We start from the raw sequence: 13,824 nt of genomic DNA, 5'->3' as shown, positions 1-13,824 counted from the left end.
AAAAACTAAAAAAGTCTCTTCAAAAAAGCTTTAATAAAAAAACCTTTCGGACACATCCAGATCACTTGCAAGTCTTCCCAAAAAGAAGTTTCTTCATCTAAAAATTTAAAAATCAAAGCCGCTTTTCCCGATTTAAACATGCTCGAAAAAATAGCACTTCCGTGTTGATTGGTTTGATACAAAATATCAATTAGCAACAAATCGTAGAACCAAAATTTATTGGTTTTATGAAATTTGGTAAAGTCGCTTTCAGTTCGTAAAAATTGTACTAATTCTTTCGATTTTTTTACTGAATTTTTAAAAGTATAACCCGTGCTGGCTTTACTCCAACCACCAGCCGAACCGATATTTGTAATGTTTTTACTGTTGTTTTTCCAAAACGGAAAACAAGTCATTGGAATGTTTCCTTGCTCTTTTTCTATGATTTCGTATGCTGTGATTCCTAATTTTTGAATGTAGTTTTCAATCTCGGTTTCGTATTCTTGTTTTGATAACAAATCTTTCGAAAACAACGTATATTCAAATAAAGCTTCATTTGGAGAAGTTGGTAAAACATACATAAACCTCGTGTTTCCTTTTTGTTCGACAGAAAAATCCATGAAAGTCGGACAATTTTCTGTAAAAACTGCTTCCTTACTTTTGATAAACCAACCAATAAAATGTTGTTGAACTAATGGAAATTTGCTTTGCGATTTTACAATTTCTGGATTATAAATGCTATTGAAAACCTTATTACACGTAAATGATTTGGTTTTGATTTTCACCACACAATGATTCCCTAATTCTGAAAAATCTACAACTTCTTCTTTTAATATCTCAATGTTCGGATGTTTGGCAATTTCATCAAAAATCAGTTTATAAAAATCGGTGCTGCGAATCATTTTATATTCATACGGATTCAAATTTAACTGATTGGTGAAGTTTTCGTTTTTAAACCAAGCGTGTTGCCACTTTTTGAAAATAATTTCATCAAACAACTTTTCGGAATCCCAAAAGCACCAGGTTCTATCGTTTTTGTTTTTCGAATCGGAATCTATCAACAATATCTTTTTATCAGAAAATCGGCCCGTTTTTATCATTTCAAAAAGGGTTAATAAAGCCGATAATCCGTTTCCGGTAAAAATATAATGATAGTGGTTCATGTTCTCAAAAGTAACTATTTTGGAGTTTAAAAAAAAGTCATTTTTAAATTCCAGTTTTGCTTCCATTGAAATAGTATAACAATTGTCAAAAATTGTATAATCAAATTGAATTAGTTGTTCCGAAATTTGTGAAATAACCTACTAAAATTAGAAAAATAAACACTTTAAAAAAGGATAGTTTTCTAATAATTCTTATATTTACAAGTAAACTTTATTCTATGAGAGCATTTTTGAAATTTGATTATAATCTGTTAACGAAAAAGATTCTTGAAGATAAGTTGTCTGATTTTGGATATAAATATACCATTCAAGGCTTTGGTGAAATAGAATTTCATGAAAAAGTACCGGAAGCAAAATTGGAAGAGTTGCGATACATTTTTGATGAATATGGAATTACTATAATTGAGAACCAGAAAACGGTTTTAGTTCAAAAAATTAAAGATATCATTCATGAAATGATTTATGCTGAAGAAGTTCCGAATGTAAAAGTATCGGTTTATTTGGCTGAAAAACTAAATCATAGTTATGGGTATCTTTCTAATTTGTTTTCTGATGTGACCTATACTTCAATTGAAAATTATGTGATTCTTCAGAAAATTGAATTCGCCAAACAACTTTTTCTGAACGATAAATTATCATTAACAGAAATTGCTTTCCGATTAAACTACTCGAGCGTTGCGCATTTAAGTAAACAGTTTAAAAACACAACTGGAATTACGCCTTCCGCTTTTCTTAGAATTATTGCCTCACGAAGAGAAAGAAATTTATAACTGTAACAAAAATAATTCAATATGGAAAAAGAGTATATGCACATTATCCTTGCTGATGATGATGAAGACGATAGAATGTTTTTCACAGATGCTTTTGATGAATTAAAAATTAGCACCAAAGTTCAAACCTGTAATGATGGTGTGGAATTGATGAATTATCTAAACAAAGAAGATAGTATTCTCCCAAATGTTCTTTTCCTAGATTTGAATATGCCTATGAAAAATGGGATTGAATGTCTTCATGAAATAAAAGCCGACAGACGATTTGACGATATTGTTATTGCAATTTATTCCACTTCTTCATCTGAAGAACATATAGAGGAAACTTTTATTTGCGGTGCGAATATTTATATAAAAAAACCTAGCGATTTTAATGAATTGAAAAGAGTTTTGTCTTACGTTGTTACACTTAATTGGCAATATCACACTTCTGGTTTAAATAAAGATAATTTTTTATTTAGAATGTAATTATGCAAATTTTTTCAATACATAAATCGCCGCTCTTTTTGAGAATTGTATTTGTAATAGCTGTTTTCATTATGATTTTCGTTTCAGCATTGACTTACAGACATGTTGATTTGTTAATTTCATCTTCAAAATCAGTAGCACATAGTTATAAAGTTACTGTGGAAATTGAACAACTTTACACAAATATCAAAGATTTAGAACTTGAAAGAAGAAATTATTTGTTAGTAAAAAATAAAAATTTAATTCAAAATATTGCAGATTTAAAAAAAGAGATTACTAAAAATATAATTAGAATTGAATTCCTTACTAAAGACAATCTGAAACAAAAGTTGCTTTTAAAAAAATTAGAAGTATTAGTAAATGAAAAATTTAAAATTGTTGATGAAACTGTCAACCATGATGTTCCTTTAACAGTTGATGATATAGAAGGGAATCTACTCAGTGGTAAAATGGTTATGGATAAAATTAAAATTTTTATCAGAATCATGTTAGCAAACGAAAAAAAATTATTGACAGAAAGGACAGCAAAAAACAGCAACATTACCGATACGACTCCAGCAATTATTTATATTACTTTATTTAGTACAATAGCTATAATTACTATGGCATTTGTGAAAATTAGTAGAGATTTGGAGGAAATGCGTCAGAAAAATGAACAATTGGCACTAAACAACGAATCGAATCACTTAACGGAGCAAATTGGTGATTTTGGAACGTGGTATTTAAATTTAGAAACCAATGAATATACGTTCTCTGAAAATGAATACCGACTACTTGGTTTAAAACCGTATGCATTTGAAGCTTCTTTGGAAGGGTTTTTAAAATACATTCATCCAGATGATTTATCGTATGTGAAAGATATTATTCTCAAAATGATTACCAAAGACAAAGTTGTTCCTTTTACGTATAGAGTGATACGAGCCGATGGTAGTTTAAGATATTTAAGAGGAAATGGAAAAATAGTAGCCAACAAATCTGGAGAAAAAATATTAATTGGAACAACAAGTGATGTAACGGATGAAGTATTAACCAATCAGGCAATTGAAGAACGAAATAGAGAATTAGAAGCCAATAACAAAGAATTACAAACGTTCAATTATGTCGCGAGTCACGATTTACAAGAACCACTTCGAAAAATACAAACCTTTATTTCAAGATTAGTCGACAAAGATTTGGATTCTCTTTCAGAAAATGGGAAACAATATTTGTTGAGAATTCAAGATTCTTCACAAAGAATGCGTGTGCTTATTGATGACTTATTGAAATTTTCAAGAGCCAATAAAACAGAACAAATATTTGAAAAAACGGATTTGAATGAAGTATTAGATAATTCGAAACTAGAATTGGCACAAATAATTGAAGAAAAAAAGGCGAAAATAATTAATGATAAATTGCCAAACTTGAATGTGATTCCGTTTCAAGTGCAACAATTGTTTACGAACTTAATTAGTAATTCACTTAAATATAGCCAAGAAAATGTTGCCCCAATTATTGCTATAAATATTAGTAAAGTTGATGCTTCAGAAGAAGATAGCATTCCAGTAAATGAAAAAAACAAATACTATAAAATAATTTTCAAAGACAACGGAATTGGTTTTGATTCTGAGTATTCTGAAAAAATATTTTTACTTTTTAATAGGCTTCACAATAAAGACGAATACAGCGGTACTGGAATTGGTTTAGCCATTTGTAAAAAGATAGTAGAAAATCATAAAGGATTTATTTTTGCTGATGGAGAAATAAATAAAGGTGCCACTTTTACGATCTATTTACCACAAGACTAAATACTTCAATAATTATAAAGTGAAACGTTTCTTGTTGAAACGTTTTTTTCGTTTTAACTACAACAGAATGAGTTGAAATTGTGTAACAACTTCAAAAAATAATGTAATACTTAGGATATAAAATCTTTGCAAATTTGTACTAATAAAGGTAGATAATGTTATACTCTTTATTAGAAACAGCTTAAACATTCCCAAATATAAAAACGAGCGGTGAGCTTTTATGTTGCGCTCAAATTCAATAATAATTAATTTTTAACTCTAAATGAAATGGAAAATTTACTTTATACAATCGCATTAGTATTGGTAATACTTTGGGCTCTTGGATTTTTTATGTACGACGCAGGATACTTAATTCACATTTTATTAGTGATTGCTGTAATAGCAATACTATTAAGATTGATAAAAGGAAAAACTTTATAAAATTATGAAAACAAACAAAGTAATTCTCGGGATAATTAGTGGTATGGCAATTGGTGCTGTACTTGGTGTGTTATTTGCGCCTGATAAAGGTACAAATACGAGAAAAAAAATTGCTAAAAAAGGTAGTAATTTAGAGAAAGGTGTAAAATCACAATTAGATTATTTGACCAATAAAATTTCAAATAAAATAAAGGAAACAAAAGAAACAATTGAGGGTAATCAATAAATAAAGAGAATCTGAATTTGGTTATATTGTCAAGAAACCCTATGTTTGGTTCTGTACAAATGTTTTTTTGACAACCCTTTACTCAAAAGCAATCTACAAACGAGTAATTCGGATACATAACTTTTAGAGTGGCTTATGGTTTGAAATTATTATTTTAGCAATAATATAATGAATAAAATTATGAGCAACTACATCAAATTAATTTTTACAGTAGCTTTTGTAAGCACAACCTTCGTAAGTTGTAAAAACGAAGAGCAGGAGCATGCCAAAAGAGCAGTAGAAGAGTATAATAAATATGTAGATTCTATTAGTAGAATTGCAGATTCAGAAGCTTTGGCTAACTGGGAAAGCATTCAGATTGATTTGGATAAAGCCAAAGCTAAAGCAGAGGTTTCGCTTGAAAGAGTTTCAGATAAAAAGGCACTTCAATCATCAGTAGATAAAGTTTCTACAAAGTATGATGCTTATAAAAACCATCTCTTAGCACAAAAACAAAAAGAAAAGGCTTTAAGAAGAAAAAATACAATTCGTACTGCATTATTCGGAGAAGCATCTCTAACCAATGACATGAAGTTTGAATGGGTAAACAAAAGAAATATTCTTACTGTTTATGAAGACTTCATTGAAACTATTCAAGAAAATAAATATTCTTATTCTAGAGAAGATTGGGACGAAATTAAAGCATTATATGAAGCTTTAGATTCTCGAAAAAATGAGGTGGAGAAAGAGGGATTATCAAATTCTAAAAATAATAAAATTGCCTTACTAAAAATGAAATTTGGCCCAATGTACGCGATGTATAGATTGGGCGCAAAATCAGATAAAAACGTTAAATAGAATAATAATTTTATTCCACTTTAACCGCTTTTTTATTTTCGTCAATAGCTACGAAAGTAAATTCACCTGTAATGGCTTTTTCTCTAGAATTGGAATACATTTCTTCAATAAAAATATCGACTCTAACTTTCAAACTGGTTGTGCCTAAATACGTTACTTTTCCTATCAATTCAATAATAGTTCCATGCGGAATTGGTCTTTTAAAATCAATGCGATCGCTGCTAACTGTCACCATTTTTTGGCGACTATATCTTGTTGCTGTAATAAAAGCGACTTCATCCATAAATTGCATCGCCGTTCCTCCAAATAAAGTGTCGTAATGATTGGTTGTATTAGGAAATACGGCTTTAAAAACTCTTGTGGTAGAATCGTTAATTTTTTCTTCTTGTGTTTTCATGTGTAGGTTTATATAGATTATTATGAGGCAATTCTTTCGAATGCGATAAAGTGAACTAAGTTGTTTTTCTTGTCAAATTTTGGATAGGCTTCAATTTCGCACCAATAAGTAGAGCCGTCTTTTCTGTAGTTTAGTAAAACTTCTTTAAATGGATGCTTTTTGCTGATCGCTTCTCGAATGCTGTTTTTTGTGCTTTCCGATGTCAAAATACCTTGAAACATTCTTGGCGATTTTCCAATAATTTCAGAAGAATGATATCCTGTTAATTCTGAAATTTCTTTTGTAGCGAATAATATAGTGAGATTTTTATCAGTAATAACTACAGATTTTTTGACAATATGATTGTGATAATCTTCTTTGTTGACCCATTTTTTTTGAAGCGAATTGAAATTGGAAGCTTCCAAATTTGTCGTGCTAAAAACATCCCATGAAATTAATGGTAAAGGCAATATTCTTAATTTTTTTTGATATTTTGCCCAGGCTTGGTCGTATTTGTCAAACATGTTTTATTCCTTTTTAAAATTAATGAAAGCGAATAAAACAGAACTTTTCTTCATTATAGGGAAACGAAGAATTGTAGCTTATGCACTTTCGTGATGCGTAAACAAAAATCAATTTTATGTATCTGACTTATTCCTAAAGGAAATTACAGTTGCACGACAGTTCAAGAATTTAACTTGATTCCATATGGAAAGTGATTTTACTTTCCGAAATTGATTTTAATATTTTGGTAAAGTTATGAATTTAAAAATTAAAGACTGCCCAAATGTGAGCAGCCTTTAATCAAAACACAAACAAAATTCAAAGTTTATTTGGAAACTCCGATTTTTCCTTTAAAATAGAAATTTCTATTAATTTAAGATAGCATATTGAATAGTTGGATTTCCTCTAACTCCCGCATCATTTGTCATTGCTAAGAATTTAATTTTGTAATAATTTCCAGCTACATCTTTCACCACATAAAAACGATCTGTTTTTACACTTGGTAAAGTTGATGGACCACCGCCATTTCTCCAGTTTGAACCAATAATTCTTTGGTCAGTTGCTGAAGTTGTAAAGTTGGCTTCCACAATTTTTGATTTTGTAAAAGCATCATAAGTAAATTCAGAAGTTAAAACTTGATATGCTTTTGTTCCGCCTTTCATGTTTGTTGTAATAAAGTCAGAATATCCGTATGTTACTTCTGTGCCCGCATTTAAATAGTTTGTAAAAGTGGTAAAACACACATCCCATTTTGTTTTTTGTGGTTCTACAGCTACTGTAGTTCCAGATGCCATGCTAAAAAAAGTAAAGTTGAATTCTGCATCTTTAGAAATAGTTTTTTCAGTAAAAGTTGCTGAATCTAAATCGGCATATTGAATTTTGTATCCGTTACCATTTCTTAAAAATCTAACTTTTTTCCAACCTCTGGCATCACCATCAATACTAACAGAACCTACGTTTGGAGTAGTTGTTGAAACTGCAAATCCTAAGTTGACTAAATACACTTTGTTGTCAGCATCATTTGCTGAAACTTCTGCAATAGCTGTTCCAATTCCAGCACCAGCACCAACTAAAATTCCAGTTGGATTATCGCAATATCCGTTGCTTGCAGGATTTGTACCCGCACCAACTGCTACACTTGCATCTGAAGTTTGCGTGATAGACATATCAGTAGTTGCTAATTGTTTTACAGCCATTTTCACAGCTCCGTTAATTGCAACTCTAAAGTCAGCACCAGATGAAAATCCGAAATCCCAAGAAGCTCTGTTAACAGGAGTTGAAGTTTCTGTACTTAAATCTAAATATACTTGATTGGGTTGATTGGCTCCACCAACTTCAGGTTGTTTAATCGCTCCAGTTGAAGCGGGTGTTCCTGCTATTGGAGCAGTTTCGTCATCTTTTGAACATGATGCTAAAGTTAGCAAGGCAAAGCCTAAAGTTAAAATTGTTGATTTCATAGTATTAAATTATAAATATTAAAAATTAAGGTTATACGTGAGTTTTAAAAAATAGGAGCGACCATAAGCCAGCATAATTTGTGATGAGGTTGCGTGTCCTGCTCCTTCATTGGTTTTGGTTTGATTGATGCTTGTCACATTTAGTAAGTTTCTTGCACCAATTGTCGTTTCTAATTTGTCTTTGAAAAATGTTTTTCTGATAGAAGCATCCAACCAACTGCTTGAATCAACAGTTGAAATGATATATTCCGAAGTGCCTTCTATAAATTGTTGTGATTTTCCGTTTAGTTTGTAATAAGTAGAAAAAGTGGTTTTCCATTTTGGTACGGAATAAGAAACGCTTGAATTCAAATTCATCGAATACAAATACTTTTCATTGGATGCAAAAACCTGATTTTCTATTTTTTGAGAAATTCCAATTACAGAAGCGCCAATAGTAAATGACCAATTGTCTTTTTTGAATTGGTTCATCGTAGAAAAATTCCACATTCTGTATTTACTAATATTGATGTATTCGTATTCTGGATTTCCAGTATCTGCATTAAATCGCACCAAAGCCATGTCAATTCTGTCATTCACATCTAAAAAACTTCCCGAAAAAGTGTTTGAAATTTGCAATTCTGAGGCTAAAAAAGAGGTTTTTTTCAGACTCATTTCATACGAAGTGCTGGTTTCTGGAATCAGGTTTTCGTTTCCAGCAAAAAAGTGGCCATCAAAAATTTGTTTCGAATATAATTCTTCAAAAGATGGAGTTCTGAATGAATTTCCATACGAGCCTCGAAGTTCCATTCCTTTTTCGAACAAATATCTTAATCCTAAAGAAGAAGCATATTGATCTTTAAATTTTGATTGTGTTGAAAATCGCATTCCAGGTCGAATAGAGAATTTTTCCGTAGCCTTAATTTCAGAAGAAATAAAGAAATCATAATTTTCAAGCGTTTTTCGAATGGGAATGATGATGTTATTTGCTTCTTGAACCAAAGAAAATCCTTTGTTGTTGACGATTTCATAACCCAATTGTAAATCGACTTTTTTGTCCGAGAAGAAATTACTCAAAGTTCCCGTAGAATATAAAACTTCCATCGATTGATCTTTTTCAATCACATTATTTGCTTCCGATTTGTTTTGTAAATAATATCTAAAATCTTCTACATTTCTAGTTTGTTTCTGGTGTGAAAGCGAAACATTATAATTCAGTTTTGATAAAATTTTCCCAGTAGCATTCAAATTATGAAAATATCGGTTAACCAAATACCTTTTGTCACTTGCATAACGATAAGAACCTAATTGCGTGTTATAACCCGATTGCACGGTGCTATTATAGAAGTCAATCGTTTCATCTAAATATTCAAATTTGTAGAAAAAATTGAAATTATTTTTATGGTATGAGAGTAATGCGGTAGAATTGAGTTGTTCTTTTGGAAGCCATCTGAAACCGCGCATTTTGTCGTTTTCGCTGTAATTTTCCCCTTTTTTATCATCTAGAAAACCTTGAAAATCATTTCTGTTCGCACCTAAACTCACAAACCAATTGTCATTGATATTATGAGAAACTTTTAAAGCTTGAATGTGTTTTCCACGTTCAAAAAGTGAATATTCATCTTTAATCGTTTCTTCTTGAGCAGTTGCAGAAATATTCCATTTATTTTGTGAAGACTTTTTGGTTACAATATTCAAAACACCACTCACCGCATTAGCTCCGTGAGTCACGCCCATCGAACCTTCCACAATTTCTATTTGCTCAATATCGTTTAAATTGATTTGGGATAAATCGGTATTGTTTCCTAATCCCGCTTCGTTAACTAAAGGAACATTATCCACCAAAATCTTAAAATATTGCGCATCCAATCCAAATAAAGATACCGTAGAACGACCATTTGTTCCGCTCGGTCTAACCGTAATATTCAAATACTGACTCAATACATCTGATAAGTTATTTGCTGCTAAATTCTGAATGTCTTTTGCAGAAATTAGTCGCACATTAAAAATAGATTTTTTAATTGCTTGTGGAGCAAATTGACCGGTTATTACAACTTCCTTAATTGAAGCTGCTTGAATCGTGTCTTTTTTTTCGTTTTGAGAAAAGGATTTAAACACCAGTAAAAACAGGATAAATCTTAAATTTTGCATTATATTAAATTAGACTTAATAAAAATATTTCGACAAATATATATATTATTTTTATTTAGAATGAATAAAAATAAATATATTTGCATCAGAAATTTAATTTTAAAACATAACATTATGAAAATCAATTCATTCATTTTTTCAACAGCATTATTGCTAGTTGGTTTTTCAGGAAAAAGTCAAGATTTAAAAAAGAAAGAAGATGTAAAAGCCATAAAATCGATGTGCGGATGCTACGAAGTACAGTTCAATTTTGCGGAAACTTTCAGCTATTCTAAAGATAGTTTGTATAAAAAATCGCCTGTAAAGCATGAAACTGCATTAGAATGGGTAGAATTAATTGAAGACCAACCGAATAAAATTTCTTTACAACATTTATTAATTACTGGAAAAACGGAAGAATCAATTGTGAAACATTGGCGTCAAGATTGGTTGTTTGAAAACACTAATTTTTATACGTTCAATAAAGAAACGACTTGGAATTTTAATCAGTTATCGCCAAAAGAAGTAAAAGGACAATGGACTCAAAAAGTCTATCAAGTGGATGACAGTCCAAGATATGAAGGAACTGCAAGTTGGGTTCACACAGATGGAAGACATTATTGGGAAAACACAACAGATGCGCCTTTACCAAGAAGAGAACATACTATTCGTAACGATTATAACGTTTTACAACGAACTAATTTCCACGAAATAACCGCAACAGGTTGGATTCACGATCAAGATAATTCTAAAATTATTAGAAAAGATAAAGGGAATAACACTTTGTTAGCGGAAGAAAAAGGACATGATGTGTATACAAAAGTGGACGATTCTAAATGTAAAATTGCTCAAGACTGGTGGAAAAAGAACAATTCAGTTTGGAAAAAAGTTAGAGAGCAATGGGAAGTAGTTTTCTTAAAAAAGAAAGACATTACTTTAGAGAAAAAAGTTGATAATCAGCCGTTATATATGAAGTTGTTCGGTTTAAAACCAGATGCTTCAAAAGAAGAAGTTGCTAAAATTATAGAAAGTTACATTACTAAATAAACGAGTTATGTGTTGCAATTTCACAAAAGTTAAAGAAACAAAAAACGGAAGTTTGATTTACATGAATAATTGCAAAAAATTCCAATTGAGTTTTAATAATTTACATTTTAGTTTAGATATTCTTGAATTAGAAGCGTTTAAAGATTTCTTACGAAAAGTAGATATCGGTTATTGGGAAAAGGAATATGAAAATTCGGTTTACAATAAAAAAATTCCCATACCCACTTTACAGAAAAACTTTATTATTCTAATTGATAGATACGAATTGTTTGAACTTCTAAGTTTACTTGATTTTGATACAGAAAAGAAAGGGTTTTTAACCTTTAAAGATTTTGATAACAATATCAATTTCAATTAATTTTTTAGAGTTAAGTACAAAAAAGCCTGTTTTCTCAAACAGGCTTTTTTATTTATTTTATAGTAAATCGCAATCCTAAGAAAGCTCTAATTCCTTGGTTTGGTGCATAAACATACGCTGGATCAAAAGTTAAAGCATATGGATTTTCAGCTGTGGGTTTTACATCTCCGTTGGGATAATATTCCACATTTTCATCAAATGGATCATTTGGTCTTGCAATTAAAAAAGCATTCTTTTTGTTAGGTGTCCAATTTAATAAGTTCTTAATTCCACCATAAATTTCGAATTTATCATTCCATTTATAAGTTGTTTGAATGTTTTGAATACTCCAAACTGGCGATGTATCTGCTCTTGGATCTAATTTACCTAATACTGGTAAACGCATTGGTCCATATAAATTTCCAGTATAATCAAAAGATAAATTCCATTCTAATATTTCATACGAAATGGCCCAATTGGCACTATATTTCTCTGTTAACATTGGCGTTGCCGTTACACCGTCCTTTGTGTTTTCACTATTTAAAATACTAGCACCCAAAATGGCTTTTAATCCGAAATTCGACATATAATCGATATTCATACTCACCCCTTTTGTTTCCGCAAAACCATTTAAGTTTTTATAAATAATTTGGTTTGGATTGGTTTCATAATCTGGAATAATTTGATTTGAAAAATGCGTATACCAAGCAGAAATGTCAAAACCTAAAAAGGAAGCATTTTCAAATCGTATCTTTTTTAAATAATTCAAATTCACATTAAATGATTTTTCAGGTTTCAAATTTTCTTCAACGATTACATCTCTAGAACCAGTTAGAGCGGCATGTTCTTCTGTAAATAAATTCACTACTCTAAAGCCTGTACCCGCATTAATTCTTAAAATATCTGAATCTGTAAACTTCCATTTGTAAGCTATTCTTGGCGTATAAATGTAACCGTGATTGTTGTTATAATCCAATCGACTTCCTAATAATACACTGTGCATTTTCGCCAACTTAATTTCATCTTGACCAAAAACACTGAAAATATGTGTTCTTTCTGGCTCAATTGTACCAGTTGTATTGTCATTATAAAACTGATAACGATAGGCGCCACCAATTAATAAATCGTGACTACCGAGTTTTTTATCCCAAGTTAATTGTCCGAATCCAATTTGCTGTTGTGCAGCATATTTTGTGGTTCCATAAAACGAATCCTGGTCGTGATTTGTTGCCGAAAAAGAAAAATATATTTTTTCTGAAACTGGCAATTGGTATTTTCCAATTAATTCTTGACGAGATGTGTAAATACTTTCACCATAAACCTGATTGGTTCCTCGATACGATTTGTTCCAATTCATTTCGCCACCCCAACGATCTTCATAAAAGAAACGCCCGGCTAAAGTGAATAATTTATTGTCTTTTCGAATGAAATTCCATTTGTTGAAAATCGAAATTCGTTCTTGTAAGGTAACATCTGTAAAATTATCATGATTGTTATCTATTGGCGAATTGTAGTTGAAGTAATTCAAACCAATTAACGTATTTGCTTTGTCTTTTATGTTTTTTTTGAAACCCAAATCTAAATTGTTTTCTAACCAAGAAGTTGAGAAAAAATCGGCAGAAAAAATCGGAGCTTGAGTCGCATTTTTAGTGATAATATTTATTAATCCACCAACGGCTTCACTTCCATATAAAGAAGAAGCTGGACCTTTTACAATTTCGATTCTATCAATTAACGAATTCGGAATTCCAGATAAACCATAAACTGTAGAAAGTGAACTCACAATTGGCATTCCGTCAATCGTAACCATCGTATACGGACCTTCCAAACCATTAATGTGAATGTCGCCCGTATTGCAAATGTTGCAATTTAATTGCGGTCGCACACCATTTACATTTTGCAAAGCTTCAAAAATATTGGATGTTGGGTTTTTCTTTAAGAAAGTTGACGTGTAAATTTCCACAGGAACCGGAGTTTCTAATCTTGAAACGGCTTTTAATGTTCCTGTTACTACAACTTGTTCAATGTTGTTTTCTGAAGTTCTAACGTTAAAAACAATTTCTTTCGTTTCATTGTTTAAGTTGATTTGTTTCTTTTGATTGTATTCTTCAAAAGCAACTTCAATCGTATGTTTTCCATTCGGAATACTGTCAAACACAAACGTTCCTAACGAATCGGGCGTAGCTATTTTACCCAATTCAATTAACGTAACTGTTGTTGCTTTATTTTGAAAAGGTTTTATTTTTCCTGTAATTTTTGATTGCGAATATCCTACAATTGAAATCAGAATAATGAATATTGAAAATATATTTTTCACTTTGTTTAATTAAATTTTTAGGCAAAACTA

14 protein-coding genes are annotated in these 13,824 nt (G+C 30.8%); 8 read left to right on the top strand and 6 right to left on the bottom strand.

Going from position 1 to position 13,824, the window contains the following annotated elements; translation table 11 throughout:
- Positions 1 to 5: 5 nt before the first annotated feature.
- A complete protein-coding gene (locus tag BMX42_RS09615; RefSeq protein WP_091313397.1) occupies positions 6 to 1,142 on the bottom strand; it encodes a lycopene cyclase family protein in 1,137 nt (378 codons plus the stop codon).
- A gap of 218 nt (positions 1,143 to 1,360) precedes the next feature.
- On the opposite strand from BMX42_RS09615, the gene BMX42_RS09610 reads away from it, so the two are divergent.
- The 6 genes from BMX42_RS09610 (at position 1,361) to BMX42_RS09590 (ending at position 5,647) form a co-directional block, all read left to right on the top strand.
- Positions 1,361 to 1,912 carry a helix-turn-helix domain-containing protein gene (locus tag BMX42_RS09610; protein WP_091312980.1) on the top strand — a complete coding sequence of 184 codons (552 nt, stop codon included), beginning with the start codon at positions 1,361 to 1,363 and terminating at the stop codon, positions 1,910 to 1,912.
- A gap of 21 nt (positions 1,913 to 1,933) precedes the next feature.
- Positions 1,934 to 2,380 (top strand): response regulator, encoded by a 447-nt coding sequence (locus BMX42_RS09605; protein WP_091312977.1) that lies wholly within the window; start codon positions 1,934 to 1,936, stop codon positions 2,378 to 2,380.
- Between the two features lie 71 nt (positions 2,381 to 2,451).
- Positions 2,452 to 4,164, top strand: coding sequence for an ATP-binding protein (locus BMX42_RS09600; protein ID WP_177169155.1), 1,713 nt, complete (start codon positions 2,452 to 2,454; stop codon positions 4,162 to 4,164).
- Positions 4,165 to 4,431: 267 nt separating this feature from the next.
- Complete coding sequence (locus BMX42_RS14470; protein ID WP_143055628.1) at positions 4,432 to 4,584, top strand: lmo0937 family membrane protein; 153 nt, start codon at positions 4,432 to 4,434, stop codon at positions 4,582 to 4,584.
- A gap of 4 nt (positions 4,585 to 4,588) precedes the next feature.
- Positions 4,589 to 4,810 carry a YtxH domain-containing protein gene (locus BMX42_RS09595; protein WP_091312970.1) on the top strand — a complete coding sequence of 74 codons (222 nt, stop codon included), beginning with the start codon at positions 4,589 to 4,591 and terminating at the stop codon, positions 4,808 to 4,810.
- 180 nt (positions 4,811 to 4,990) lie between these two features.
- Positions 4,991 to 5,647 carry a hypothetical protein gene (locus BMX42_RS09590; RefSeq protein ID WP_143055627.1) on the top strand — a complete coding sequence of 219 codons (657 nt, stop codon included), beginning with the start codon at positions 4,991 to 4,993 and terminating at the stop codon, positions 5,645 to 5,647.
- Positions 5,648 to 5,657: 10 nt separating this feature from the next.
- Here the strand turns inward: BMX42_RS09590 and BMX42_RS09585 are convergent, their stop codons facing one another.
- From BMX42_RS09585 to BMX42_RS09570, 4 genes are all read right to left on the bottom strand, one after another.
- Positions 5,658 to 6,044: an acyl-CoA thioesterase gene (locus BMX42_RS09585; protein WP_091312964.1), complete on the bottom strand. Its 387-nt coding sequence runs from the start codon at positions 6,042 to 6,044 to the stop codon at positions 5,658 to 5,660.
- A gap of 20 nt (positions 6,045 to 6,064) precedes the next feature.
- Complete coding sequence (locus tag BMX42_RS09580) at positions 6,065 to 6,547, bottom strand: PAS domain-containing protein (protein WP_091312961.1); 483 nt, start codon at positions 6,545 to 6,547, stop codon at positions 6,065 to 6,067.
- A 348-nt stretch (positions 6,548 to 6,895) separates the two neighbouring features.
- Entirely contained in the window at positions 6,896 to 7,984 is a 1,089-nt protein-coding gene (locus BMX42_RS09575) for an HmuY family protein (RefSeq protein WP_091312958.1), read from the bottom strand.
- 18 nt (positions 7,985 to 8,002) lie between these two features.
- Positions 8,003 to 10,114 (bottom strand): TonB-dependent receptor plug domain-containing protein, encoded by a 2,112-nt coding sequence (locus BMX42_RS09570; RefSeq protein WP_091312955.1) that lies wholly within the window; start codon positions 10,112 to 10,114, stop codon positions 8,003 to 8,005.
- A 114-nt stretch (positions 10,115 to 10,228) separates the two neighbouring features.
- On the opposite strand from BMX42_RS09570, the gene BMX42_RS09565 reads away from it, so the two are divergent.
- Positions 10,229 to 11,140, top strand: coding sequence for a DUF6607 family protein (locus BMX42_RS09565; protein WP_091312952.1), 912 nt, complete (start codon positions 10,229 to 10,231; stop codon positions 11,138 to 11,140).
- A 7-nt stretch (positions 11,141 to 11,147) separates the two neighbouring features.
- A complete protein-coding gene (locus tag BMX42_RS09560; protein ID WP_091312949.1) occupies positions 11,148 to 11,498 on the top strand; it encodes a DUF6686 family protein in 351 nt (116 codons plus the stop codon).
- 52 nt (positions 11,499 to 11,550) lie between these two features.
- Here BMX42_RS09560 and BMX42_RS09555 read toward each other — a convergent pair whose 3' ends face one another.
- On the bottom strand, positions 11,551 to 13,794 hold the full coding sequence (locus tag BMX42_RS09555) for a TonB-dependent receptor (RefSeq protein WP_091312945.1): 2,244 nt from the start codon (positions 13,792 to 13,794) through the stop codon (positions 11,551 to 11,553).
- Positions 13,795 to 13,824 lie beyond the last annotated feature (30 nt).

Origin of the sequence: Flavobacterium terrigena (genome assembly GCF_900108955.1) — a bacterium.
GTDB classification, from domain to species: domain Bacteria; phylum Bacteroidota; class Bacteroidia; order Flavobacteriales; family Flavobacteriaceae; genus Flavobacterium; species Flavobacterium terrigena.
This window is presented reverse-complemented; position numbering and strand designations above follow the sequence as displayed.

What these genes read in the sequence shown, in the direction of transcription:
- BMX42_RS09570 (WP_091312955.1), bottom strand. Translation starts at nt 10,114, where the DNA reads ATGCAAAATTTAAGATTTATCCTGTTTTTACTGGTGTTTAAATCCTTT.
- BMX42_RS09565 (WP_091312952.1), top strand. Translation starts at nt 10,229, where the DNA reads ATGAAAATCAATTCATTCATTTTTTCAACAGCATTATTGCTAGTTGGT.
- BMX42_RS09585 (WP_091312964.1), bottom strand. Translation starts at nt 6,044, where the DNA reads ATGAAAACACAAGAAGAAAAAATTAACGATTCTACCACAAGAGTTTTT.
- BMX42_RS09600 (WP_177169155.1), top strand. Translation starts at nt 2,452, where the DNA reads ATGATTTTCGTTTCAGCATTGACTTACAGACATGTTGATTTGTTAATT.
- BMX42_RS09590 (WP_143055627.1), top strand. Translation starts at nt 4,991, where the DNA reads ATGAGCAACTACATCAAATTAATTTTTACAGTAGCTTTTGTAAGCACA.
- BMX42_RS09575 (WP_091312958.1), bottom strand. Translation starts at nt 7,984, where the DNA reads ATGAAATCAACAATTTTAACTTTAGGCTTTGCCTTGCTAACTTTAGCA.
- BMX42_RS09580 (WP_091312961.1), bottom strand. Translation starts at nt 6,547, where the DNA reads ATGTTTGACAAATACGACCAAGCCTGGGCAAAATATCAAAAAAAATTA.
- BMX42_RS14470 (WP_143055628.1), top strand. Translation starts at nt 4,432, where the DNA reads ATGGAAAATTTACTTTATACAATCGCATTAGTATTGGTAATACTTTGG.
- BMX42_RS09615 (WP_091313397.1), bottom strand. Translation starts at nt 1,142, where the DNA reads ATGAACCACTATCATTATATTTTTACCGGAAACGGATTATCGGCTTTA.
- BMX42_RS09595 (WP_091312970.1), top strand. Translation starts at nt 4,589, where the DNA reads ATGAAAACAAACAAAGTAATTCTCGGGATAATTAGTGGTATGGCAATT.
- BMX42_RS09560 (WP_091312949.1), top strand. Translation starts at nt 11,148, where the DNA reads ATGTGTTGCAATTTCACAAAAGTTAAAGAAACAAAAAACGGAAGTTTG.
- BMX42_RS09610 (WP_091312980.1), top strand. Translation starts at nt 1,361, where the DNA reads ATGAGAGCATTTTTGAAATTTGATTATAATCTGTTAACGAAAAAGATT.
- BMX42_RS09605 (WP_091312977.1), top strand. Translation starts at nt 1,934, where the DNA reads ATGGAAAAAGAGTATATGCACATTATCCTTGCTGATGATGATGAAGAC.